We start from the raw sequence: 25,194 nt of genomic DNA, 5'->3' as shown, positions 1-25,194 counted from the left end.
ACCTCTATATTCGTCGGAAGAGTACGATGTGTATAAGAGACAGGGCCGAATACGGCGGCCCTCGGCCAGGCCGTGGACGAGGGTGGACTGTGGATCGACGGCGTGCTCGTCGCCGACGGTGCACCGGAACGCTGCGCCCAGCGCTACGAGCGGCTGGCCGCCGCGGTGGAAGCCCAGGTGCAGGCGCTCGGCGGCGCGGAGGTGATTCCCGGTTTCGGCGGGCTCGCCTCGGGTGCCGCGCTGCGCACCGGATTCGAGGGCAAAGCAGTGGACGCGCTGGAACAGTTGCGCTCCTACGCGAGCACCGCGCGTGCGCTCGCCGCCGTCTTCCGCGCCGCGGGAGTCGCCTATCAGGACGGCGATCAGGCGCTGGCGGGCGCGGTCGCCGCGATCGAAGTTCCGGGTGCGAACCATGCGTAGTATTTCCGCACCGGGCACCGATCCCGATTACTGCCCCACCGTCGAGGTCTTCGACAACCTCTCGCATGCCGAGATCTACCAGGCCGTCCGGCAGCTCGATCCGGCCGCGCTGGCCGGTGCGGGCCAGTTGTTCCTGGCCGCGTCGACCGGGCTCGGTGACGAGGTCGAGAACGCGCACAGCGAGATCAGGGCCGCGATCGCCGACGGGTGGAGAGGCGCTGCCGCCCAGCAGGCGAGCGACGCGGTGCGTGACTTCGAGCAGGCGGGCAGGCGGATCGCCGACGTGCTGACCGCGGTCGGAGTTCGGCTGAGCCAGGCGGGCGATGCCGCCGAGTCGGTGCGTGCCGCGATCGCGGAACCCGAGGGGGTGCGGCCGGATCCGGCCGCGGCATTGCTGGATTCCCAGCAGGCTTCGGACAATGCCGCGATTGTCCGGCAGGCCGAGAACGCTCGCCTCGATGCGGTGCGGGCGATGGAGTCGATTTACGCCGGGGCTTTCGTGCCGACAGGGTCGGGGGTTCCGTCGTTTCCGGAAATCACCACGGAGCCAGGTGCTCTGCCCACTTCGGCCATGCCGAACGGTGTCGTGGGTGCGCCGTCCGCCACTGGACCTGGCGCCGTGACTGCGCCGGCCACGACCGACACCGCCTCGGCTGCCGGAACTCCGGCGGAGACGGCAGATGCGGAGGCCGCTACGACCGCGGCAGGCGCGCAGGTGAGCGGCGGAAACGGTACGCCGACAGGCACTTCCGTTGCACCGACCGCGACGACAGCGGCTGCGGTCGCGCCCACGCAGGTTGCACAGGTCGTGCAGGCCGCGCAATCGAACAGCGGCGCCACCGCCGCGACCTCGCCGGCGGGCGGCCCGGCGTCGACCGCCTCGGCCGCTCCGACAGCTTTCGTCCCCTCTGCGGACCCGCGCACCCGCCGCGATCGCCACTCCGCCACCAGCACTGCGAACTCCGCAACGACGGACACCGCGACGGCGTCGACCGGCCACGACCCCGCCGCCGCCGGTGGCGATGCCGCGGCAGGCATGAGCGCGGGGGCGATCGGCGGCATGATGGGCGGGGCGATGATGGCCGCCGATACGACCCGCCCGTCGAACGGTCCACGTCCGCAGCCGGCGCAGGAGGACGACGAGGAAGACGACGACGAGTTCCTGCGGTTCCTCGACGAGGAGCCGACCTACCTGGAACCCGCCGACGAGGTGAACGCGCTGATCGGCAAGATGGAGCCGACCAGTCCCGCCGTGCTCGGTGAGTGGACCGAGCGGGGGTGAACTGGCACCTCACGCCGGACCAGTTCGCGCTGGCCTGGGCGCGCATCGACGGCGACCGGATCCCGTATCCGCTCGCCGTGCGCGCCTCGGCCCGCGACACCGCCGAACGCGCGGCCAAACAGCCCGCGCTCGACGCCTGGTGCGCCCGCACCCTGGACGCCGACCTGTCGGCGGCGCTGCGGGTGCTCGCCAAGCCGGAGATCCGGGTCGAAGTCTGCGGGCACGCCGCGGCGCCGATCCGGATGCTCGGCGCCGTCACCGGTGACGTGGCCGTGCTCGCCGTGCAGGAACCGGGCAGCTCGGACGACCGCGGCGGCAGCGTCCACGTCCAGGTCGGCAGTACGAAACGGTTTGCCGCCCAGGTGTTCTCACGGATTCCCGCGCAGCAGGCCGGGACCGGAAACCGGATCGCCGCCCTCGCGGCCAAGGTGCGCGAGGACAGTCGCGACCTGGTCACCGCGCCCGTCGCCGGACCGTCCGACGCCGCCCGCGTCCGCAAGCTGTTGCAGCGCCCGCGCAGCGGCATCGGGCAGATCCTGGTCGGCGCGGGCGGGGACGAAGCGCCGACCGGTGTGCTGTCCTGGATCGACGTCACCGGCGACGGCCGCTACCTGGTGCACGCGGCCCATCACGTCGACATCGCGCCGGCCACACCGGAATGCGCTGCGGACTGGCTGCGCAGGTTGCTCCGGAGTGTATGATCACGGCCCGGCCGACCGGAACCTGTCTCAGGTAGCGGATCGACCTGCGCGCGCCGAGTCGCCACCCACGATCCGTCGACCTCCGCGCTGAACGTTCACTATTCCGCGCGCGGTCGAAATCGGGACCATCGAAGCGTCTGGTGAATGCTCAGCGCATGCCCACAGCACAGTCGGCAAACTTCGAAACAGGCCCGGCCGGTGGACGGGCTAGCCCAGCTGGAGGAATCCGGCCAACGCGGCCAGCTCTTCCGGTGTATCCGGCAGGTACTCGGTGAGCAGTGGCGAGCGGATCACGATCGCCTTCCACATCGCCCGGCACAACGTCACGTGGATCACGGTGCGCGACAGCAGCGGTCGCATTCCGAACGGCGCGTCGGCGGGCGTGGATGTGGTCATCGACAGCACGACGACGGCGGCTTCCCGGCCACGGAACCGGTCCGGGGTGCCGACAAGGACGTCCTCGATCTTGGCGCGCGCCAACTGGGTTCGGATCCGCGCCACCTGCGCGGCGTACGGCGCGACGACGAACACGTCGTGTGGGTGCAGGCGGCGCGCCCGGCCACCGGAGGTCCAGGTCTCGCCGAGCAGGGCGCGCACCCGGCGCACCACCTCGCGCGCCTCGGCATCGGATTCGGTGGCACTGCCACGATGGTCGACGAGCACGGTGCTCACGCCGGGCGCGATACCGGCCAGATCCCGGGCGAGGGTGATGGTTTCGCTGGCCCGCAGCTTGCCGTCGTAGCAGCTCGCCGACACCGGCTCGCACACCGCGGGATGCATGCGCCAGGTGCGATCGAGGAAGTAGCCGCGTTCGGCGGGCAGGGTGGCGGCGCCGTCGCACAACCATTCCAGCGCCGAGACCTGCACTCGCTCCGGATGCGCCGCCTGCGCGGGCGACGGCACCGGATCGCCGATCAGCAGCAGGTTGCGCGCGCTTACGGCGACGGCGACGGTATCGGCCAGCGAGCACTCCCCCGCGTCTGCGATGACCAGCAGGTCCAGTGCCTCCGGCGCGATCAGGGTGTCGTCGACGAAATCGGCGGTGGTGCCGCCGATCACGCACCCGTTGACGGCATTGTCGAGGAACCGCGGATACCGTTCGGCATCGATCGCCGACCAATCCGGGCCGACCGAGGCGACGTCCTTCTTCGCGACCAGCTCGGGCAGCAGCCCTGCCTCCACGACGGCGTCGAAGATCCGCTCGATCACCGCGTGTGACTGCGCGACCACACCGATCCGCCACTTGTGCCGGGTGACGAGCCGTTCGATCGCGCGGCCCGTCGTGCCGGTCTTGCCGGTGCCGGGCGCGCCGTGCACGGCCAGGTAGGAGGCGTCCAGCGCGCCGACCGCGCTCGCCAGTGCCGCGGCGATGTCGCCGTGTACCTGCGGCAGGTCCATCCCGTCGCGCAGGCGGGGCGCGCGGCGCAGCAGCAGGTCGTAGACGGCGTTCTCGGGCACCTCGGGCAGGGTGACGAGCAGGTCCTGCGCGGTGTACTCCAGTGCCGCTTCGATTTCGGCCTCGCCGTCGGGCGGGCCGGGGGCGATGGCGGCGGGGAGGTCGTCGTAGGGCGGGCAGCCCTCGGGCAGCAGTTCCTCGAGCCGGACGGTGTCGTCGAAGTTGGCGTCGACGGCGCAGCCCAGGACAGTGGCCGTGGCGGTGGCGCGGCGGCCGAGGGTCTGGGTCATGCCCGCCGCGGCGGCGCCGTCGTAGATGGTGACCATCTGGGTGCCAGGGGTGAGCGTCGCGCCGGTGCCGAGCCTGCCGGTCAGCGTCAGGTAGCGCCGCATCGTCGGAAGCTGGGGTGTGCGATGCCATTTGGTGTCGACGGTGCCCCACTCGGCGACGAGCACGCCCGGCGCGTCGGCCCATTCGCCGACGGGATGGCCGAGCCGGTCGATGTGAGCCCACCAGCGGGGCTGGCGTTCGCGGCGGTGGTAGCCGAGGACGGCGGCCGTCAGGGCGGCGGCGCGGGCCGCGTCACCCTCGGCGGCGGCGGCGAACTCGGCGAGCGCGGCTTCCAGGGAACCGGGTCGCAGCGACGGCGGCGCGTCGGACTCGGCGACGGCGAACCGGGTGCCCGGCACGTCGACACCCGCGTCGGCGGCGCGCGCGAGCAGCCAGTCGCGCAGGGCGAGCACGGTGGTGGCGCGGCTCTCGGTGGCGGGGAACAGCCCGGCCAACCCCGTGGTGTCGTAGGACTGTTCGCCGATCAGCAGCGCGGTGCGCACGATGGGCGCCAGATCGAACAGGGCGCCGTCGCCCAGCAGCTCGTCGAGCAGATCGGCGCCGGTGCCGAGGCGGCCCGACCAGTCCAGCAGTGCCGTCCTGACCGCCGAACCGTAGTGGTACACCCGCACATTCGGGTCGGCCGCGCGGTGCTCGCCGATGATGTCGAGCAGCTCGTCGAGCACATCCGTTGAGTCGGCGTCGGTGAACCGGTCGAAGTCCTCCCGCGCCGGACTGCGCCCCACACCGACGTGCGCGCCATGTCGGCGCCGGCCGGCGGTCTCGACCCAGCTGATCGCGGGGCGGTAGACGACGGAGCTCGCGTCGGACAGTTCGACGGCGGTGATGGCGCCGCGCTCGTCGACATCGACGATCAGCGCGAGATCGCCGCGGCTCGGCGCGGGCAGCGCGCCCAGCGCGGTCGCGTCGCGCAGGGCGAAGGCCGGTTCGCCGGTCCGCTCCCGCCGCACCTGAATCTCGGCCTGGCGGCGCAGCGCGGTCACCGTGCGCGGAGCCAGCCCGGCGACCGGCGTCGTCGTCGTGGCGAGCCGATCGATGGTCAGCACACCCGCTTCGCGCAGCCGCGCCCGCTGGGTAGGCCGGATCCCAGCCACCAGCAACAGATCCCGCGCGGTCGCGGCGGCAACGCGACAGCTCGCGCACCGCCCACACGCGAGGTAGCGCGGATCCCCCCACTGCACCGGCAGCAGTTCGGTCAGCTTCTCCTCGACAATCCGTTCCACCCGGGCCCGACGCGCCAGATACACCGACCTGAGATCCTCGGTCCGCGTGCGCTGCTCCCCTGCCGGCGTCGACAGATACGCCCACGGATCGATCCCGACCCCCGCGGCGGTCAGCGCCTCCGCGCACGCAGCGAACGCGATCCGGGCACGCAATGATTCACGCGGTGTGTCGACCTCGAGCGCGCTGACCGACGCGGTGGCCCGCTCGAACGGCGTCCGCCCGGCAGCGAGTTCGCGACGCAGCGCACGGAAATCATCCGACTGCGAGTCGAATCGCGCATCGGCTGCCGCGGGCGCACTGAGCTCGCCGGGTGCCGCGGCGGCCGCATAGTCCACGAGTCCCGGCGCTTCCGGCCTGGAGCGGAGATCACCGTGCAGTTCGCCGGCGGACTCGTCCGGCACGTCAGGACCGAGACCACCACGCAGGTGAACCCCGACTTCGGACATCCAGCCCTCGCCGGGCACCGCCCCGGATTGCGGCGCGGCAGGCGCCTCGAACTCGGCGTCCGGGCGATCGGTGTGCAGCGCGGCAGACACCCCAGCCTCGGCATCGGTGCGCAGCGTGGCAGGAACGCCGGCCCCGAGAGTGGAGATCCCGGTGCGCAACGCAGGTGCACCGACCCCGGCGGCGGCAATGCCGGTGCGCACCACGGCAGGCCCACCGACCTTGGCAGACGCGATGGCGGTGTGCAGCGTGTAGCGCTTGGTCCCGGAATCGCGGATCAGAAGGTCGGCGCCGCAGGCGAATCGGCCGTCGAAGAAGACCGCGCCGTGGATGGCGGCGGCGCCGTCACGCAGCGCCGCCATGGTCTGCTCGGCGGCGGCGGTGAGGGCGGCTATCCGGGCGGCGGGTGTGGCGCCAGGGACCTCGGGTGACGGGATGCGGATCAGTGCGTCGCCGAAGTGGTGCAGCGACTCCGGCGCCACCTCGGCCGGGCGGACGACGAGGGCGGCGGCGTCCGGCGCGCCGGGGAGGTTGCCGAGGGCCGCGTCGACGGCGCGCAGCAGCGCGAACTCACAGTCCGCGGCGCGCACGAGGTCGCCGACGGCACCGATCACCCGATCACCGGACACGAACAAACGCGGCCCTCCTGTGTTCACGCACACCCGACGGCAAACACCTTAACCAGCACCGCGGGCGACCAGGGCGCTACCCGCGGACATGTCGAACTTCGCCACGGGGTGTGCCTTCGCCGATCCCCGCGAAGGCGCCCGGCGTCAGAACCTCGGCTTGCGCCGTTCGGTCCGCGGACGCGCCTCGCGATCGCGGCGCGGGCCACGCGAGTTCAGCCGCTGGGCGGGCGGGCCCTGATCGGGCTGCAGCTGGATCAGCACACCGCTGATCCTGGTGCGGCGCAACGCTTCCAGCGTTTCGTTCGGCAGGTCGGCGGGCAGCTCGACGAGGCTGTAATCGGGCCGGATGCTGATGTGCCCGAAGTCGCTGCGGCGCAGGCCGCCCTCGTTGGCGATGGCGCCGACGATCGCGCCGGGCACCACGCGGTGCCGCTTGCCGACGCTGATCCGGTAGGTCGCCAGCTCCTGGCCGCTGTCCCGGGAGAACGACGGGGCACGACGGCCACCGTCCTCGTCGTCGTAGCGGCGCGGGGCGCGCTCCCGGTCCCGGTCGCGGTCCCGATCACGCTCGCGACGCGGCGCGGGCTCCGGCTCGGGCTCCATGAAGAAGTTGTCGCCGTCGAAGCCGCCGACGGCCAGTGCCGCCGCGATGTCGACCAGGGGCGTGTTGTGCTCGGCCTCGTAGTCCTCGATCAGCTTGCGGAACAGCGCCACATTGTCCGAGGACAGGTTCTCGGTGATCGCGTCACCGAACTTCGAGACACGGGTCGCGTTGACGTCGTCCACGCTGGGCAGCTGCATCTCGGTGAGCGGATGCCGGGTGGCGCGCTCGATCGACTTGAGCAGATGACGCTCGCGCGGCGCGACGAACAGCAGCGCCTGACCCGAGCGGCCGGCGCGGCCGGTGCGGCCGATGCGGTGCACGTAGGACTCGGTGTCGTGCGGGATGTCGTAGTTGACGACGTGCGAGATGCGCTCGACGTCGAGACCACGCGCGGCCACGTCGGTGGCGACCAGGATGTCGAGCGCGCCCGACTTCAGCTGGCCGATGGTGCGCTCACGCTGGTTCTGCGCGATGTCACCGTTGATCGCCGCGGCGGAGAAACCACGCGAGCGCAGCTTCTCGGCCAGCTCCTCGGTGGCCTGCTTGGTGCGCACGAAGATGATCATCGCCTCGAAGTCCTCGACCTCGAGCACGCGCGTGAGGGCATCGAGCTTGCGCTGATGCGAGACCTGCACATAGCGCTGGGTGATGTTGGTGTTGGTCTGGGTCTTGGACTTGACCGTGATCTCGACCGGGTCGTTCAGGTACTGCTTGGAAATCTTGCGGATCGCGCCCGGCATGGTCGCGGAGAACAGCGCGACCTGCTTGTCGTTCGGGGTGTCACGCAGGATGCGCTCGACGTCTTCCTGGAAGCCCATCTTGAGCATCTCGTCGGCCTCGTCGAGCACCAGGTAGCGCAGCTGGGTCAGATCCAGCGTGCCCTTCTCCAGGTGGTCGATCACGCGGCCGGGCGTACCGACGACGACGTGCGCGCCGCGGCGCAGGCCCGACAGCTGCACGCCGTAGCTCTGCCCGCCGTAGATCGGCAGCACGTGCAGCCCGGGGATGTGCGAGGAGTACTTGCCGAAGGCCTCGGCGACCTGGATGGCGAGCTCACGCGTGGGGGCGAGCACCAGCGCGCTCGGCTTCTTCTGGGCGGTGTCCAGACCCATCAGGATCGGGATCGCGAAGGCAGCGGTCTTGCCGGTGCCGGTCTGGGCGAGGCCGACCACATCCGCGCCGGACAGCAGTGGGGGAATCGTCGCCGCCTGGATCGGGGACGGCGATTCGTAGCCCACGTCGGCGATGGCCGCGAGGACGCGGTCATCGATCCCGAGATCGGCGAATGTCGGGCCTTCTTCGTGCCTGTCGTCGTCGGCAGGAACGCTGTCGACCTCATTGGTACTCATTGACCAGCAGTTTACTGCCTGACGGTAGCTGTCCCGGCCACCGGGTGAATACGGTGAGACCTATGCAACTGCAGAACGGGTCAGCGCATCAGGGACCGGCGCCCGCCGAGGTGCCGATCGCGGTCGTCCAATTCGCTCCCCAGACCGACCCGGCGGCCAATCTGGCGACGTTGCGTGAGCACGTCCGCACGGCCGCCGAGGCGGGTGCCCGGCTGGTGCTCGCACCCGAATACTCGATGTTTGCGGTGACCCGGCTCGACGAGCGGGTGGTGGCGATCGCGGAGCCGCTCGACGGGCCGTTCACCACCGGACTCAGTGCTCTCGCCGCGGAATTCGGGGTGTATCTGGTGGCCGGTGTCGTCGAGCAGCCGACGCCGGGAGCGACCAGGATCAGCAATACGCTCGTCGCCAACGGACCGGACGGCGCGCGCGTCGCGGTGTACCGGAAAGTGCATCTCTACGACGCGTTCGGGCATCTGGAATCCGATGTCGTCGAGGCCGGTCCGCTCGTCGCGCCCGCCACCTTCGCGATCGACGGTGTGATATTCGGCATGCAGACCTGTTTCGATCTCCGTTTCCCGGAGGGATGCCGGCGTGTCGCGGCGGCGGGCGCGCACGTGCTGCTGCTGCCCGCGCAGTGGATTCCCGGCCCGGCGAAGGTCGACCAGTGGACGACGCTGCTGCGCGCCCGCGCGATCGAGAACACGATCTACGTGGCGGCCGCCGATCAATGCGCGCCGCGCGGGGCGGGCGCGTCGATGATCGTCGACCCGGTCGGCGCCGTCCTCGCCGAACTCGGCGACGAGCCGGGCGTGCTCACCGCGACGATCGACCCGGCCCACATCGCCCGCGTCCGCACCGCCAACCCGAGCCTGGCGCTGCGCCGTTTCGCCATCACCGAGCGCGTATCGCCGGAGCCCGTCGCGGAGTAGCGTTCGAGACGTGGTCTACCCGGATCGTGCAGCGGCGGGCCGCGTCCTCGGCACGGCCCTGGAACACCTGCGGGACTCGCATCCGCTGGTGCTCGGGCTCCCGCGCGGCGGTGTCCCGGTGGCCGCGGCCGTGTGCTCGGTCGTCGGCGGTGAGCTGGACGTGCTGCTGGTCCGCAAGCTGGGCCTGCCCTGGCAGCCGGAGCTGGCGATGGGGGCGCTCGGCGAGGGTGGTGTGCTCGTGCTGAACCGGGATGTCATCGACCGCAGCGGGGTCTCCCAGGACGCGTTCGACGAGGTCGAGCGGGACGAACGGATCGAGCTCGCCCGCAGGCAGCACGCGCTGCGGACCGGCGATCCGGTCCCGATGACCGGGCGCACCGTGGTGATCGTCGACGACGGCATGGCGACCGGCGCGACCGTGGTTGCCGCGTGCCGGGTCGCGCGGGCCCAGGATCCCGAGCAGCTGGTGGTCGCGATGCCGGTGTCCTCCCCCGAGGCCGCGCGCCGGGTCCGGCGCGAGTGCGACGAGCTGGTCTGCCTGTGGACGCCCGCCGAACTCGGCGGCGTCGGCATGGCCTACATCGACTTCCATCAGCTCGCCGACGACGAGGTGACCGAGCTGCTGAGCTAGGACCCGCTCAGCCGAAGCACTGCCCCTCGCCGCGGTAGGTCGGAACCGTTGTCCGCGAACCTGATTCGTCGACCAGGTGGATCTGGTCGAAGCGCTCGCACAGCTCGCCCGCCTTGGCGTGCCGGAACCACACGCGATCGCCGATCTCGAGTTCCGCGCCACCGGCCAGTGGGGTCTGCACCTCCCCCGCGCCTTCGGAACCGAGCAGCTTCAGGCCGGCGGGCCACACCGGCAGCGGCACCCGGCTCTGGCCCGCCGGACCGGAGGCGATGTAGCCGCCCGCGAAGACGGTGGCGATGGTCGGGGCCGGCTTGCGCAGCACCGGGGTGGCGAAGAACAGCGCGGGGCGCGGGGTGAACGAGCGGTAGTGGTCGAACAGGGTCGGCACGTACAGCCCGGACCCGGCGGTCACCTCGGTGACATCGGGATCGGTGATCGACACCTCGATCGACCCGGTGCCGCCGCTGTTGACGATCTCCAGCGGCCCGGTCACCATGCGCACGGCGTCGAGCACCTGGCCGCGCCTGCGGCCGATCTCGACGGCCGACAGGCGCTTGACCACCCGCACCGCGGGGTTGCTGTCGGGCAGCCCGGCGATCTGGGCCTCGTAGGTCATCACGCCGACCACGTCGAACCCGCGCCTGCGCGCCTCGGTGGCCAGCACGGCGGCCTGGTCGGGGGTGCGCACCGGCGAGCGGCGGGTCCCCAGGTGCAGCGGGCCGATCCGCAGGGCGGCGTCGACGTCGAGGCAGACGCGGGGGCGGACCAGATCGGTGCCGAGCGCGGCGCGGGTGAGTTCGAGCTGGGCGACGTCGTCGATCATCAGGGTGATCGAGCCGAGCAGCAGCGGGTCGGTGGCGAGTTCGGCCAGCGCGGCCCGGTCGGTCACCGGGTAGCCGAGCAGGATGTCGCGGGCGCCGAGGCGGGTCAGCCAGATGGCCTCGCGCAGCGAGTAGGCCATGATGCCGGCGAAACCGCCGTGGGCGGTGAGGCCGGTGCCGAGGACGCGTTCGAGCACGGCGCGGCAGCGCACCGACTTGCTGGCGACCCGGACCGCGACGCCGTTCGCGCGGCGGACCAGGTCGGCGGCATTGGCGTCGAGGGCGGTCAGGTCGAGGGCGGCCAGCGGCGGGTCGAGCTCGGCGGTCGCCGCGTGCAGACCGGGCAGCGATGTCGTCTGGGTCACTCGACTACTGAACCACCAATTTGGTCAGTCGTCCAGCACTGGGCGGGTCAGCTTTCGACAGCCTTGAGCGTCAGGCAGCCGACCAGGTCGTCGATCACCACGAGGGTGGTCTCGTCGTTGCCGTCGGCGAGCCAGCGCAGCACCGCGCCGTAGAGGACCGAGACCACGTAGGTGGCCACCGAGTCCAGCGGCTCGAGCCACTGGGTGCCCGAGCGCTCGGCGCACAGGCCGAGGAAGGCCGCGGCCTCGTCGTCGAGCTGATGGAACAGCGCGGCCGCGGTCGGGTCGCCGATGGTCTCACCCGAGGGCGACCACCGCTGCCGCAGCGTCTGCAACGCGGTCTCGTAGGCCTCTACCTGGCGGGCGGGCGTTGCCTTCACCAACGGCCAGTAGGCGCTCATGCCCGCGTGCAGCAGCATGCGCAGCGCCCGGATGCCGGTGGCGTCGCAGCCCGCGGCGGCTTGTTCCACGGCCACGCATACGGCAGGTGGCACGGATGTTTCGGTAAGTTCACGACTGACGCTCAACGACAACTCCTCGGCAACAAATTTCGCTGCCCGCGGCGATGCGAGCTAAGTGGAGAAGATCGATCAGGTGCGATCAACCTATCCAGCGAGCTCGATCTTAGAAGGTTTTCAGGATTCACGAACTGATTCAGTCGCCCTTTTCAGACTGAAAGATTGTTTTGTTATCCGAATGCGACCTTTTGTAAAACCGACCATACGGTTGAATTACTTCGCATTCCCAGCATCCGGCACCCCCACGCCCTCTTCTGACCCCTGGTCGAGTGTACAAGTCGCCGCGGGCGGCCCCCGAGTATCTGTGGGCGACAGCACAGTGGCACCCCGCGGAACGGACGCCACACAGTGCGTGTCGGATCCGCGAACTCCATCGCGGAGCCTGGCGTCGCGTCGATAACCTGGACAAGTGACTCTTTCGCCTCCTGCCGACCAGTTCGCCATCAGCGGCACCTTCAATTTCCGCGATGTGGGCGGGCTGCGCACCGCCGACGGTACGACGACCCGACCCGGGGTGCTGCTGCGCTCGGCCCAGCTGAGCGGACTCGACGCGAAGGGCCACGACACCCTGCGCGCGCTGCGCGTCACCGACGTGCACGATCTGCGCGGCCTCGCCGAGATCGACCACATCGGCCACGACACGCTGCCCGACGGCGTGCGCCTGCACGTCACCCCGTTCGACTCCAGGATGGGCGAGGCGCCGCCGCACGAGGCGCAGCAGACCTCGGCGCGGGCGCACATGATCGAGGTCTACCGGCTGTTCCCGGTGATGCCGGAGGCGCACGGGGCGATCATCCGCCTGGCCACCTCGGTAGCCGAGGGCGACGGCGCAGCGCTGGTGCACTGCGCGGCGGGCAAGGACCGCACCGGCTGGGCGGTCGCGACCGTGCTGCGCGCGGTCGGCGTCACCGAGGACGACGTCTACGCCGACTACCTCGCCAGCAATGCCGCCGTCGAACCACTGCGGATGATGCTGGAGCCGAAGATCGCCACGGACGGGGCGCTGTCGATCGACCTGCTCGGCGTGCGCGAGGAGTACCTGCGCACCGCCGACGTCTCGGTGCGCGAGACCTACGGCGGCACCGAGGGCTACCTCAGCGCGATCGGGCTCACCGGCCCGCTGCGCGAGGCGCTGCGCACCCGCTTGAACGCGAGCTAGAGTCCGCTGACCCGGCGCTGCCGCACCGGCAGCACCGCGCGGACCAGGCCGTCGGCCTCGATACTCACCAGATTGCCGGTGTGGAACCAGGTTCCGCTGAACCGGACCATCGAGGCGTCGGGGTCGTTCCAGTAGCGCCTGCTGACATTCGGTCCGCGGCACAGCAATTCGCCGCGGCCCGCGCTCGCCTGCGGTCCGTACAACGCCAATTCCGTGCCGCCGAAAGCGAATCCGAGGGTGGACTCGGATTCGGCGAGGTCGGTGTCGTCGACCATCAGGCCGATGCCGCTGGTCTCGGTGGCGCCCCAGACCGACCACTGCCTGGCCGCGGGGAACAGCCCGCGCAGCGCCGCGGTGAGCGTGGCCGGGGCCGCGGCGGCGGCGCGTTCGGACCGGTGACAGGCCTTGCTGATCCGCCGCACGCCCGCGCCGGACTGGCGCGCGGTGAGTTCGGGCAGGAGTCCGGTGAAGATGCGCGGCGTGGCCGAGACCGTGTCGATCCGCTCGGTCTCGAGCACGTCGGCCAGGTCGCGCGCGCCGGGCGCGAGCACCACCGTGCCGCCGACGGCGAAGGTGGGCAGCAGCTGGTCGACGCAGCCGCTGGCGTGGGCCAGCGGCAACAGCACCAGGTTGCGCATGCCGTCGACGGACAGGTCGAGCGCGCCGATCACCGAGGACACCGCCGAGAGCAGGTTCTCGTTGGTCAGCTCGACACCGGTGGGCACGGGCCGCCTGGCGGCGGTGCCGGTGTAGCAGAGCAGTGCCGGATCATCCAGTGCCGCACCGTCGTCGATGTAGGCGGCGCTGTCGGGCAGCGGGCCGTCGGGGCCGAGCACGAAATCGGCGCGGCTGTCGGCGATCACCCGTTGCGCGATCGCGGCGGGCAGTGAGTCGGGTACCAGAACCGGCACCGCGCCGGAGAGCAGCGCGCCGAGGAAGGCCTGCACCCAGCGCGCGCTCGTCGGCATGTGCACCGCGACGCGGTCGCCGTAGCCGATGCCGTGGTCCTGCAGGCCACCCGCGATGCGCGAGGCGCTGTGCCACAGTTCGCGGTAGGTCAGGCGCGGCCCGCCGACCTCGACGATCGCCTCCCTGCCGGTGAACGAGTGCACCCGCAGGTCGAGCAGCTCGGTGAGGGCCGGGCTGAGATCTCCGTAGCGAAGGACGCCGTCGGAGCCCCTGGTCAGCCGCCCGGCCGCACCCTTGGCGGGGAACTCGATGATGGTCGCGCCCGGTTCGTGCTCGCTCTGACCCATCCGGACCTCCACGTACGTCGATGCAGCACCGCACCTGTGACTATATGACGTGGATCACAGCGTTGTCAGGCAGTCGGCGCGGTCATTCGCCGCGATAGGTCGCCTTGCCGGGTCCGACCTCGAGGAAACTGCGCACGGCGCCCCGCAGGTCGTCGGAGGCGAACAGCTCGCCCGAGACCTTCGGCGTCACCGAATCCGCGTGTGCCACACCGCCGGAACGCCACGCCTCGATGATCTGCTTGGTCGCGGCGTGCGCGCGGGTCGGGCCGTCGGCCAGGCGGGTGACCAGGGCGCGGGCGGCGGTGTCGAGATCCTCGTGGATCGCGTTGACCACGCCCCACTGCGCCATCGTGGCGGCGTCGTAGAGGTCGCCGGTCATCACGAATTCGCGGGCGCGACCCGAACCGGCACGCTCGGCCAGTCGCTGCGGGCCGCCCATCGACGGCGTCAGGCCCACGACCGTCTCCACCAGCCCGAACTTCGCCTTCGGCGCGGCCAGGATGATGTCGCAGGCCAGCGAGATCTCGAAGGCCGCGGTGAGGGTGAGCCCGTGCGCGGCGAACACCACCGGGCACGGCAGCGCCTCGAGCGGGTGGATGATCTGGGCGAACAGGTCACGCCACAGCTGCGCGCCCTCCTCGGCACTGAGCCCGTCGAAGACGTTGACGTCGACGCCGCCCGAGACGACCTTGCCCTCGGCCCGGAGCAGCACCGCACGCGGCGGCTGCGCGCTGACGGCGGCGATATCGGCGATCAGCGAGTTCATGAGCTCGCGGTCGAAGAGGTTCAGCGGCGGGTGGGCGAGGGTGATCGTCGCGATCTCGGCACCGGCTTCGGTGAACTCGCGCGTCAATCGGGTCGGCTGCGTTGCACTCATCCGGTCAGCGTAGAACCAGCGTCGGCTCGGGGACAGTGCCTACCGGGGCGGAGATCGCGCCCACATCGTGGAACCAGCGGGGTGTCGGTGCTCGTTGGCATGATGAGCTGTCGGGGACCGCGGTGCCCTACAGTTCGTTTCGTCGGGGCGAAGAGGAGGACGACGCCGTGTTCAGCAAAGCGATCGAAAAGGCCGTGGTCGACGTACTCGACACCGGTTCGAAACTGCAGGCGCCCGCCGTGCGTCGCTACGTCGAATTCCTACGTGAACGTCATCCCGGTGAGAGCCCCGCCCAGATCGTGGAACGGCTGGAGAAGCAGTATCTGCTCGCCGTCACCGGCAGCGGCGCGGCGGTCGGCGCGACCGCGGCGGTGCCAGGGATCGGCACCCTGGCCGCGCTCGGCGCCATCAGCGCGGAGACCGCGTTCTTCATGGAGGCCTCGGCCCTGTTCACCCTCGCCGAGGCCTACGTCCACGGCATCGAGCCCGAGGACAAAGAAGCGCGACGCGCGATGGTGCTCGCGGTCGTGCTCGGCGACACCGGCATGGCGATCGTGCAGAAGGGGCTTGGCACCTCGTCCAAGAACTGGGCGGGCATGGTCGCGAACAAAGTGCCCGGGATCTCGGCCATCAACAACAAGCTGCTGCAGCAGTTCATCAAGCGGTTCATCACCAAGCGCGCGGCGCTGATGGCGGGCAAGATCCTGCCCGCGGGCATCGGCGCCGCCATCGGCGGTGCGGGCAACCGGGCGCTGGGCAAGGTGACGATCGACAACGCGCGCAAGGCTTTCGGGCCGGCCCCCACGTTCTGGCCGACCCCGCTGCACCGCGTCATCGACGCCGATCCGCTGCCCGCCATCGACGCCACGCCGGCGAAGAACGCCGCGCCGGCGAAGAAGCGGTGAGCGCGCGGCCCGGCGACGCTGTGCGGGTGCGCGGCGTCGGCAAACAGTTCGACCTGGTCAGCGCCGTGCACGACATCGACTTCGCGGTGCAGGCCGGTGCGATCACCGCGCTCGTCGGGCCCACCGGCGCCGGCAAGTCGACGGTGCTGCGGATCGTGCTCGGTCTGCGGCAGCCGACCACCGGCAGCGTCGACATCGACGTGCCGGGCACCGGTCCGGGTTCGGTCGGCGCGGTGCTGAGCCCGCGCGGCCTGCATCCGGCGCGCACGGTCCGCGATCATCTGCGCTGCTACGCGCCGCTCGCCGGAGCGCGGCGGCGGCGCGTCGACGCGGTGCTCGAGGAGACCGGGCTCGCCTCCATCGCCGATACCGTTGTCGCCCAACTACATCCGGGTCAGCAGACCCGGCTGGCGCTGGCGACCGCGCTGCTGGCCGATCCTCCGTTGCTCGTGCTCGACAACCCGTTCACCGGCGCCGACGGCTACGAACGTGGCTGGCTGCACGAACTGCTGCGCCGCCATGTCGGGCGCGGCGGCACCGTGCTGGTGAGCTCGGACAAACTCGCCGACGTGGTGTCGACGGCCGATCAGCTGGTCGTGCTGAGCGAGGGCGCGGTCGTCTGGCAGGGCACGCCGGCCAAGCTGCGGCGCGGGCATCCCGACCGGCTGGTCGTGGCCGCCTCGCCCTCGATCGCGCTGGCCACCGCCCTGGCCGCGCAGGGCTTCACCGACGCGGTGATGCGGCCCGACGGACGGCTGGCGGTGGCCGAGGCGAGTGAGTCGACCATCCGCTCGGTCGCCGAGGCCGCGCAGGTGCGGATCGGCAGCATCGTCACCGATCCGATCCACCCCGACCGGGTGCTCGCCTCGCTGACCAAACCGCGCAGGCACCGGCACTCCCCGCCCGTGCAGGCGGCGAATCCCGCCGCGTTCGCCCCGGCGCCGACCTCGTATGGGATGCCACGATGACCTCTGTGCTGCCCGCCGATCTCCTGCCCGGCATCGAATCCGAGGCGCGCAAGGTCGTCGCGGTGCGCCCGGCCCGCTTGCTGCTCGGCGCGCCCGTCGTGCTGGCGCTGGTCGCGACGCTGATCACCGCGCTCATGTCCGGGCCCGCCGATCCGAAGGGTCAGCCCGCCACCGGCGCCGCCACGATCGGGCTCTATCTCGGGATGATCGCGGTGTTCGTGGTGGCCGCGCTGCTCGGCGTCGCCGCGACCGGCGGTGAGTACCGGCGCAAGACCATGGCGCTGACGGTGCTGTTCGCGCCCGACCGCGATCGGCTGGCCACCGCGAAATACGCCACGACGGCCGCGTTCGCCGTCGCCGTGGCGCTGGCCGCCGAACTGGTGAGTCTCCTGATGCTGCTGGCCGCCGGACGCGGCAAGTTCGAGCTGGGCTGGCAGCTGATCGAGGTGCTCGGCGCCGGCCTGCTGGTCGCCCTGTGCTGGGCGGTGATCGGGGCGGGCATCGGGCTGCTGCTGCGCACGGTCAGCGGGGCGGTCTGGCTGGTGCTCGGCTGGGCTTTCGTGCTCGAGCCGCTGATCTGGGTGGTGGCCAAGGCCTTCGGGGCCGGTGGCTTCGCGGCCATCCTGCCCGTCTCCACGACCGTGGCCGGGGTGAGCGCCGGTTCGTTCCAGGAGGCCGAGGTCTTCGCGCCGACACCGGCCGCCCTGGTGGTGCTCCTGCTGTGGACCGGCGCGATCGGCGCCGCGGGCTGGTGGGACCTGCGCACCCGCGACCTGTAGCGCCGGTGGCCGCCACCGAACCCGGCTGGATCCGCAGACTCTGGCACCTGAGCCTGCAGCACCCCCGCCTGCTCGCGGGCATCACCGTCTCGGTGCTGGCCGGTGCGGCGGTGTCGATCGCCGCGCCGCTGGCGACCAAACGCGCCGTCGACGCCGCCGTCGCGGGCGACACCACCGTCATCGGCACCGCGGCCGCGCTGCTCGCGCTGCTGGCGGTCGGCCGGTTCTTCGTCACCTTCGCGCGCAGGCTCTGGGCGGGCAAGCTGTCGCTGGAAGTGCAGCACAGCTTGCGGGTCTCGCTGCTCGCCGCGCTGCAACGGCTCGACGGCGCCGGCCAGGACGCGATCCGCACCGGACAGGTGGTCTCCCGGTCGATCACCGATCTACAGCTGGTGCAGGGGCTGCTGGCGATGGTGCCGTGGTCGGGGCTGGCTGTGCTGCAGTTCGTGCTGTCGGCGGTGGTGATGGTGTGGCTGAGCCCGCCGCTGGCGCTGGCCGCCCTGCTGGTCGCGCCCGCGATGGCGGTGGTCGTGCTGCGATTGCGGCCGCGCCTGTACGCGGCGACCTGGTCGGCCCAGCAGCGCGCCGCCGACCTCGCCGAACACGTCGAGCAGACCGTCACCGGGGTGCGGGTGGTGAAGGGGTTCGGGCAGGAAGCCCGGATGGTCGACGTGCTCGAGGACCAAGGCCGCCGCCTGTTCGCCGAGCGGCTGCGCGCCGCCAGGATCAATGCCAGGTTCGCGCCGGTCGTCTCGGCGCTGCCGCAGGCCGGGCTGGTCGCGGTGATCATCGTCGGCGGTGTGCTGGCCAGTCACGGCGCGATCGGCGTCGGCACCTTCCTCGCGTTCACCGCCTACCTGGCCACGATGACGTCCTCGGCGCGCACGATCACCTCGGTGGTGATCATGGGTCAGCTCACCAAGGCCGCCGTCGACCGGGTCTTCCAGGTGATCGACGCCGCGCCCGTGCTGGTCGATCCCGAACAGCCGGTCACGGTGCCGCCCGGCCCGCTCGGCATCGAATTCGACGCGGTGAGTTTCGGTTTCGAGGCCGATCAGCCGGTGCTGCAGAACCTCGATCTGACCGTGCGCCCCGGGGAGACGGTCGCGATCATCGGTCCCGCCGGCTCGGGCAAGTCGACACTGTCGCTGCTGCTGCCCCGTTTCTACGCACCCGACGCGGGCCGGATCAGCCTGGTCGGCGCCGACGGCACCACCGCCGACCTGGCCGACCTGCGCGCCGAGGACCTGCGCGGCGCGCTCGGGGTGGTCTTCGACGATCCGTTCCTGTTCTCCGACACCATCGCCGCCAATATCGCCCTCGGCCGTCCCGAGGCCACCGACGCCGAGATCGAGGCCGCCGCGACCGCCGCCGCCGCGGACGAGTTCATCGCCGCACTGCCCGACGGCTACGACACCGTCATCGGCGAACGCGGCCTCACCCTGTCCGGCGGCCAGCGCCAGCGCATCGCCCTGGCCAGAGCACTGCTCACCCGCCCGCGCGTGCTGGTGCTCGACGACGCGACCTCGGCGGTGGACGCGGTCACCGAGGCCGAGATCTTCCGCAGGCTGCCCGATCCGGGCGGACGGACGACGCTGATCCTGGCCCACCGCGAGTCCACGCTGGCCCAGGCCGATCGCGTCATCCGGCTGCCCGCGCCCACCGGTTCGGCGGTGCCCGCGGCGACCTCGCTCACCAAACGCCTCCCCGACGGCGGCAGGCCACGCTCGATGTCGGCCGCCTCGGCCGATCTCAGCGAGACCCCCGAACTACGCGCCGCCGTCGACGCACTGCCACCGGCCACCGAGGAACCCGGCCTGCCCGGTGACCTGCGCGCTCCCCAACCCGACTTCGGCCTGCGCGCCCTGCTGCGCCCGGTGCGCGGCCTGGTGGCCGCGGTCATGCTGCTGCTGATCGCCGACGCACTGATCGGCGTCGCCTTCCCGCCGCTGGTCCGCTACGCCATCGACACCGGCGTGACCGCGGGCGACGGCACCGCGCTGGCGATCGCGGGCGCGATCGGGATCGGGCTGGTGCTGGCCGGACTGCTGGTCGGCGTCGCGGTCACCGTGCTCACCGCGCGCACCGGCGAACGCGTGCTGTTCGGGCTGCGGGTGCGCAGCTACGCGCAGTTGCAGCGACTCGGCCTGGATTTCTACGAGCGCGAGCTGTCCGGCCGGATCATGACCAGGATGACCACCGACGTCGACGCGCTCTCGACATTCCTGCAGACCGGCGTCGCGACCGGCCTGGTCGGGCTGATCACCCTGATCGGCGTCGCCGTCGGCCTGGTCTTCATCGATGCCGGGCTCGCGCTGATCGTGCTGGCCACCGTGCCGCCGATGCTGCTGGCCACGCTGGCGTTCCGCCGGGTCTCCTCGGTCGCCTACAGCGTCTCCCGCGAGCGGGTGTCCGCGGTCAACGCCGACTTCCAGGAGAACATCGCGGGCCTGCGCGCGGTGCAGGCCGCGCGCAACGAGCCGACCGCGGCCCGCCGCTTCACCGAGTACTCCCACCGCTATCGCGACGCGCGCATGCGCGCCCAGCGCGCCATCGCGGCCTACTTCTCCTTCGGCTTGGCCTGGGCCGACCTCGCCCTGGCCGTGGTGGTCTACCTCGGCGCGAACGCGGTGGCCGACGGACGGACGACCACCGGCACCCTGGTCGCCTTCGTGCTCTACCTCGGCCTGCTGTTCGCCCCGATCCAGGAGCTCTCGCAGGTGTTCGACGGCTACCAGCAGGCCAGGGTCGGCCTGCGCCGCATCGGTGACCTGCTGCGCACCGAGTCCTCGATCGCCGCCGATCCGCCGGACGCGCTGACTATCGATCGGCTCAACGGCGAGATCATCTTCGACGACGTGCACTTCCGCTACCCCGGCGCCAACAACCCCGCCCTCGACGGCGTCTCCTTCACCGTCCCGGCCGGGTCCACACTCGCGCTCGTCGGCGCGACCGGCGCGGGCAAATCGACGATCGTGAAGCTGCTGGCCCGTCTCTACGACCTCCCGGACGACCCCGCCGCGGGCTCGATCCGCGTCGACGGCGTCGATTTACGTAAATTTGTGCTCACCGACTACCGGACGCGGCTGGGAATTGTGCCCCAGGAAGCTCACCTGTTCACCGGCGACGTCGCGAGCAACATTGCATTCGGGCAACCTTTCGCCACAGCGGTGGACATCAGCACCGCGGCCGAGAAGGTCGGCGCGGCGGAAATGATCGCCGGATTGCCCCGAAAAATGAACCAACCGGTCGGTGAAAGAGGCCGTGGATTGTCCGCCGGACAGCGTCAGCTGATCGCGCTGGCCCGCGCCGAACTGGTCGACCCCGATCTGCTCCTGCTCGACGAGGCCACCTCCACCCTCGACCCGGACACCGAGGCATCGGTACTGGTAGCGAGCCGATCGCTGGCGCGGGGCCGGACCACCGTCGTGGTCGCGCACCGGCTGGCCACCGCGGCGCGCGCCGACCTGATCGGCGTGGTCGAGCAGGGCCGGGTCGTGGAATTCGGGTCGCATCAGGGGCTGCTGGCCCGGGGCGGACGTTACGCGCGACTCTGGGCGGCGGGCGCCGAAGCCGAGGGAATACTGTCGGCGCGTGACCGGTCGTAGTCGAGGAGATCGGGTCAGTAGCAACACGGGTATGCCGCTGGGCATATGCTCGGTGAGGGCGCATCGGCAGCCATCCGCTGATACCCCTGCCGGGCACGTCACAAACGTCGCAGCGCGAAGAACGAAATGAGGCGAACACCAGCTGTGAGCAGCTCAACTTCCCAGTTCGGACAGAACCAGTGGCTAGTCGACGAGATGTATCAGAAGTTCAAACAGGACCCATCCTCGGTCGACGCGAGTTGGCACGAGTTCCTCGCGGATTACACACCGGAGGCCACCGAATCCGGTAACAGCCAGGCTTCGGCTCCCGCCGCTGCTCCGGCACCGGCTCCCGCGCCTGCCGCCGCGGCTCCCAAGCCCGCTCCGGCGCCGGCGCCCGCCGCCAAGCCCGCGCCCGCCACCGTGCGCGCGCCGCAGACCACACCGGCCCCGGTCTCCAACGCACCGGCCGCCGCGCCCAAGGCCGCCGCTGTCGCCGACGAGTCCAAGGTGCTGCGCGGCCCCGCCGCCGCCATCGCGAAGAACATGTCGGCCTCGCTGACGATCCCCACCGCCACCTCGGTGCGCGCGATCCCGGCCAAGCTGATGATCGACAACCGCCTGGTGATCAACAACCATCTGGCCCGCACCCGCGGCGGCAAGATCTCGTTCACCCACCTGCTGGGTTACGCGATCGTCCAGGCGATCAAGGCGTTCCCGAACATGAACCGCCACTTCGCCGAGATCGACGGCAAGCCCAACGCGGTCACCCCCGCGCACACCAACCTGGGCCTGGCGATCGACCTCGCGGGCAAGGACGGCAACCGTTCGCTGGTGGTCGCGGCCATCAAGGAAACCGAGGAGATGAGCTTCGGTCAGTTCCACTCCGCCTACGAGGACATCGTCCGCCGCGCCCGCGAGGGCAAGCTCGGCGCCGACGACTTCTCCGGCGTCACCATCTCGCTGACCAACCCGGGCACCATCGGCACCGTCCACTCGGTGCCGCGCCTCATGCCGGGCCAGGGCGCGATCATCGGTGCGGGCGCCATGGAGTACCCGGCCGAGTTCCAGGGCATGAGCGACGAGCGCATCGCCGACATCGGCGTCGGCAAGCTGATGACGCTGACCTCGACCTACGACCACCGCATCATCCAGGGTGCCGAGTCGGGCGATTTCCTGCGCACCATCCACAACCTGCTGATCTCCGACGAGTTCTACGACGAGATCTTCCACGGCCTCGGCGTGCCGTACGAGCCGGTGCGCTGGCGCAAGGACATGAGCGAGCGCGGTGTCGACAAGAGCGCTCGCGTGCTGGAGATGATCGCGGCCTACCGCAACCGCGGTCACCTGATGGCCGACACCGATCCCCTGCGCCTGGTCAAGGACAAGTTCCGCAGCCACCCCGACCTCGACGTCACCCAGCACGGGCTCACCCTGTGGGACCTCGACCGCACCTTCAACGTCGCGGGCTTCCACGGCCAGGAGCGGATGAAGCTGCGCGATGTGCTGTCGATCCTGCGCGACGCCTACTGCCGCCACGTCGGTGTGGAGTACACCCACATCCTCGACGTCGAGCAGCTCAAGTGGATCCAGGACCGGGTCGAGCAGAAGCACGTCAAGCCGACGGTCGCCCAGCAGAAGTACATCCTGAACCGGCTCAACGCCGCCGAGGCGTTCGAGACCTTCCTGCAGACCAAGTACGTCGGCCAGAAGCGCTTCTCGCTCGAGGGCGCCGAGTCCGTGATCTCGATGATGGACGCCACCATCGACCAGTGCGCCGAGCATTCGCTCGACGAGGTCGTCATCGGCATGCCGCACCGTGGTCGGCTCAACGTGCTGGCCAACATCGTCGGCAAGCCGTACTCGAAGATCTTCAGCGAGTTCGAGGGCAACATGAACCCGGCGGCCACCCACGGCTCCGGCGACGTGAAGTACCACCTCGGCGCGCACGGCCACTACCTGCAGATGTTCGGCGACAACGAGATCGAGGTGTCGCTCACCGCGAACCCCTCGCACCTGGAGGCGGTCGACCCCGTCCTCGAGGGCCTCGTGCGCGCCAAGCAGGACCTGTTGAACAAGGGCGACGGCCCCGAGGGCTTCTCGGTCATGCCGCTGATGCTCCACGGTGACGCCGCGTTCGCCGGTCAGGGCGTGGTCGCCGAGACGCTGAACCTGGGTGGCCTGCGCGGCTACCGCGTCGGCGGCACCATCCACATCGTGGTGAACAACCAGATCGGCTTCACCACCGCGCCGGAGAACAGCCGCTCCACCGAGTACTCCACCGACATCGCGAAGTTCATCGGCGCGCCGATCTTCCACGTCAACGGTGACGACCCGGAGGCCTGCGACTGGGTCGCGCGCCTCGCGGTCGACTTCCGCCAGAAGTTCCGCAAGGACGTCGTCATCGACCTCGTCTGCTACCGCCGCCGCGGGCACAACGAGGGCGACGACCCCTCGATGACCCAGCCGGAGATGTACGACGTCATCGACACCAAGCGTTCGGTCCGCAAGGCCTACACCGAATCGCTGATCGGCCGTGGCGACATCTCCATGAAGGAGGCCGAGGACGCGCTGCGCGACTACCAGGGTCAGCTGGAGCGCGTGTTCAACGAGGTCCGCGAGCTGGAGAAGTACGTCCCTGAGCCGTCGGAGTCCGTCGAGGACGACCAGAAGGTGCCTGCCACCGTGCAGACCGCGGTCGACAAGTCGGTCCTGCAGCGCATCGGCGACGCGTTCAACACCCCGCCGGACGGCTTCAACGTGCACCCGCGCGTCAAGCCGGTGCTGGAGAAGCGCCGCGAGATGGCCTACGAGGGCAAGGTCGACTGGGCCTTCGCCGAGCTGCTCGCCTTCGGTTCGCTGATCGACCAGGGCCACGATGTGCGCCTGACCGGTCAGGACTCGCGCCGCGGCACGTTCACCCAGCGCCACGCGGTCATCATCGACCGCCTCAACGCCGACGAGTACACCCCGCTGCACAACATCGGCTCGGAGAAGCCGGGCTGGTTCGCGGTGCACGACTCGGCGCTGAGCGAGTTCGCGGCGGTGGGCTTCGAATACGGCTACTCGCTGGGTAACCCGAACGCGCTGGTCCTGTGGGAGGCGCAGTTCGGTGACTTCGTCAACGGCGCGCAGTCGATCATCGACGAGTTCATCTCCTCCGGTGAGGCCAAGTGGGGCCAGCTCTCCGACGTCGTGCTGCTGCTGCCGCACGGCCACGAGGGCCAGGGTCCCGACCACACCTCGGGTCGCATCGAGCGCTTCCTGCAGCTGTGCGCCGAGGGTTCGATGACCGTCGCGGTCCCGTCGACGCCGGCGAACTACTTCCACCTGCTGCGCCGCCACGCACTGGACGGCATCCGCCGCCCGCTGATCGTCTTCACCCCGAAGTCGATGCTGCGCAACAAGGCCGTGGTCTCCGACATCAAGGACTTCACCGAGTCGAAGTTCCGCTCGGTGTTCGACGAGCCCACCTACGAGCAGGGCATCGGCGACACCACCAAGGTCAAGCGCATCCTGCTGACCTCGGGCAAGCTCTACTACGAGCTGGCCGCCGAGAAGGCCAAGCAGAAGCGCGAGGACGTGGCCATCGTCCGGGTCGAGCAGCTCTACCCGATCCCGACGTACCGCCTCAACGAGGCACTGGCCAAGTACCCCAACGCGACCGACATCGCCTGGGTTCAGGAGGAGCCGGCCAACCAGGGCGCCTGGCCGTTCTTCGGCCTCAACCTCCCCGAGGTCCTCCCCGACCGCCTGGGCAAGCTGCGCCGCATCTCCCGCCGCGCCATGTCGGCCCCGTCCTCGGGTTCGTCGAAGGTCCACGCCGTGGAACAGGCCGAGATCATCGCCGAGGCCTTCGAGCCGACCGCGTAATCGGTTACCGCACAACGGGGGTAACCCCGGGGGGGTCCCCCCCACAACCCCCCGGGGGCCCGAGTGGGGGGGGGGGGGTGGGGGCCGCGGCGGGCGGGGGTCCCCCGCGCGCCACAATCTCTG

At 70.8% G+C, this 25,194-nt stretch carries 17 protein-coding genes; 11 read left to right on the top strand and 6 right to left on the bottom strand.

What is annotated here, in order from left to right; genetic code table 11:
* Positions 1 to 72: 72 nt before the first annotated feature.
* From ACFWPJ_RS03165 to ACFWPJ_RS03155, 3 genes are read left to right on the top strand one after another with little or no spacing between them, the layout of a single operon-like run.
* A complete protein-coding gene (locus tag ACFWPJ_RS03165; RefSeq protein WP_378846439.1) occupies positions 73 to 420 on the top strand; it encodes a hypothetical protein in 348 nt (115 codons plus the stop codon).
* Positions 413 to 1,702, top strand: coding sequence for a WXG100 family type VII secretion target (locus ACFWPJ_RS03160; RefSeq protein ID WP_378846436.1), 1,290 nt, complete (start codon positions 413 to 415; stop codon positions 1,700 to 1,702). Before ACFWPJ_RS03165 ends, ACFWPJ_RS03160 begins: the two co-directional genes overlap by 8 nt.
* On the top strand, positions 1,699 to 2,403 hold the full coding sequence (locus tag ACFWPJ_RS03155; RefSeq protein ID WP_378846433.1) for an ESX secretion-associated protein EspG: 705 nt from the start codon (positions 1,699 to 1,701) through the stop codon (positions 2,401 to 2,403). Before ACFWPJ_RS03160 ends, ACFWPJ_RS03155 begins: the two co-directional genes overlap by 4 nt.
* Before the next feature lie 207 nt (positions 2,404 to 2,610).
* Here the strand turns inward: ACFWPJ_RS03155 and ACFWPJ_RS03150 are convergent, their stop codons facing one another.
* Positions 2,611 to 6,447, bottom strand: a complete 3,837-nt coding sequence (locus tag ACFWPJ_RS03150; protein ID WP_378846441.1) for an AAA domain-containing protein — start codon at positions 6,445 to 6,447, stop codon at positions 2,611 to 2,613.
* A gap of 144 nt (positions 6,448 to 6,591) precedes the next feature.
* On the bottom strand, positions 6,592 to 8,400 hold the full coding sequence (locus ACFWPJ_RS03145) for a DEAD/DEAH box helicase (protein WP_378846432.1): 1,809 nt from the start codon (positions 8,398 to 8,400) through the stop codon (positions 6,592 to 6,594).
* Between the two features lie 62 nt (positions 8,401 to 8,462).
* Here ACFWPJ_RS03145 and ACFWPJ_RS03140 point away from each other — a divergent pair, with 62 nt between their 5' ends.
* Together ACFWPJ_RS03140 and ACFWPJ_RS03135 are read left to right on the top strand one after the other, a co-directional pair.
* Entirely contained in the window at positions 8,463 to 9,332 is an 870-nt protein-coding gene (locus tag ACFWPJ_RS03140; protein WP_378846429.1) for a carbon-nitrogen hydrolase family protein, read from the top strand.
* 10 nt (positions 9,333 to 9,342) lie between these two features.
* On the top strand, positions 9,343 to 9,963 hold the full coding sequence (locus ACFWPJ_RS03135; protein WP_378846426.1) for a phosphoribosyltransferase: 621 nt from the start codon (positions 9,343 to 9,345) through the stop codon (positions 9,961 to 9,963).
* Positions 9,964 to 9,970: 7 nt separating this feature from the next.
* On the opposite strand, the gene ACFWPJ_RS03130 is transcribed toward ACFWPJ_RS03135, so the two are convergent.
* Together ACFWPJ_RS03130 and ACFWPJ_RS03125 are read right to left on the bottom strand one after the other, a co-directional pair.
* On the bottom strand, positions 9,971 to 11,149 hold the full coding sequence (locus tag ACFWPJ_RS03130) for an amino acid deaminase/aldolase (protein ID WP_378846423.1): 1,179 nt from the start codon (positions 11,147 to 11,149) through the stop codon (positions 9,971 to 9,973).
* 47 nt (positions 11,150 to 11,196) lie between these two features.
* Complete coding sequence (locus ACFWPJ_RS03125; protein WP_378846420.1) at positions 11,197 to 11,625, bottom strand: TetR family transcriptional regulator; 429 nt, start codon at positions 11,623 to 11,625, stop codon at positions 11,197 to 11,199.
* A gap of 451 nt (positions 11,626 to 12,076) precedes the next feature.
* On the opposite strand from ACFWPJ_RS03125, the gene ACFWPJ_RS03120 reads away from it, so the two are divergent.
* Positions 12,077 to 12,826 (top strand): tyrosine-protein phosphatase, encoded by a 750-nt coding sequence (locus ACFWPJ_RS03120; protein WP_378846419.1) that lies wholly within the window; start codon positions 12,077 to 12,079, stop codon positions 12,824 to 12,826.
* Here ACFWPJ_RS03120 and ACFWPJ_RS03115 read toward each other — a convergent pair.
* Both ACFWPJ_RS03115 and ACFWPJ_RS03110 read right to left on the bottom strand, forming a co-directional pair.
* The gene (locus ACFWPJ_RS03115; RefSeq protein WP_378846416.1) at positions 12,823 to 14,082 is read right to left on the bottom strand and encodes a class I adenylate-forming enzyme family protein; all 1,260 of its coding nucleotides are present in this window, start codon (positions 14,080 to 14,082) and stop codon (positions 12,823 to 12,825) included. The two genes, ACFWPJ_RS03120 and ACFWPJ_RS03115, sit on opposite strands and share 4 nt — an antisense overlap.
* 82 nt (positions 14,083 to 14,164) lie before the next feature.
* A complete protein-coding gene (locus ACFWPJ_RS03110) occupies positions 14,165 to 14,959 on the bottom strand; it encodes an enoyl-CoA hydratase/isomerase family protein (RefSeq protein ID WP_378846415.1) in 795 nt (264 codons plus the stop codon).
* Positions 14,960 to 15,126: 167 nt separating this feature from the next.
* Between ACFWPJ_RS03110 and ACFWPJ_RS03105 the strand changes: the two genes are divergently transcribed.
* From ACFWPJ_RS03105 to ACFWPJ_RS03085, 5 genes are all read left to right on the top strand, one after another.
* Entirely contained in the window at positions 15,127 to 15,864 is a 738-nt protein-coding gene (locus tag ACFWPJ_RS03105) for a hypothetical protein (protein ID WP_378846412.1), read from the top strand.
* Positions 15,861 to 16,832: an ATP-binding cassette domain-containing protein gene (locus ACFWPJ_RS03100; protein ID WP_378846409.1), complete on the top strand. Its 972-nt coding sequence runs from the start codon at positions 15,861 to 15,863 to the stop codon at positions 16,830 to 16,832. Before ACFWPJ_RS03105 ends, ACFWPJ_RS03100 begins: the two co-directional genes overlap by 4 nt.
* Positions 16,829 to 17,611 (top strand): ABC transporter permease, encoded by a 783-nt coding sequence (locus ACFWPJ_RS03095; protein WP_378846406.1) that lies wholly within the window; start codon positions 16,829 to 16,831, stop codon positions 17,609 to 17,611. Before ACFWPJ_RS03100 ends, ACFWPJ_RS03095 begins: the two co-directional genes overlap by 4 nt.
* A 5-nt stretch (positions 17,612 to 17,616) precedes the next feature.
* Complete coding sequence (locus ACFWPJ_RS03090) at positions 17,617 to 21,219, top strand: ABC transporter ATP-binding protein (RefSeq protein WP_378846403.1); 3,603 nt, start codon at positions 17,617 to 17,619, stop codon at positions 21,217 to 21,219.
* Between the two features lie 126 nt (positions 21,220 to 21,345).
* The gene (locus ACFWPJ_RS03085) at positions 21,346 to 25,071 is read left to right on the top strand and encodes a multifunctional oxoglutarate decarboxylase/oxoglutarate dehydrogenase thiamine pyrophosphate-binding subunit/dihydrolipoyllysine-residue succinyltransferase subunit (RefSeq protein ID WP_378846401.1); all 3,726 of its coding nucleotides are present in this window, start codon (positions 21,346 to 21,348) and stop codon (positions 25,069 to 25,071) included.
* Positions 25,072 to 25,194: the final 123 nt, after the last annotated feature.

It is taken from the genome of Nocardia sp. NPDC058497, from assembly GCF_042720195.1.
Classification (GTDB): Bacteria; Actinomycetota; Actinomycetes; order Mycobacteriales; family Mycobacteriaceae; genus Nocardia.
The sequence above is the reverse complement of the archived record's forward strand: the minus strand, read 5'-3'. Positions and strand labels throughout refer to the sequence as shown.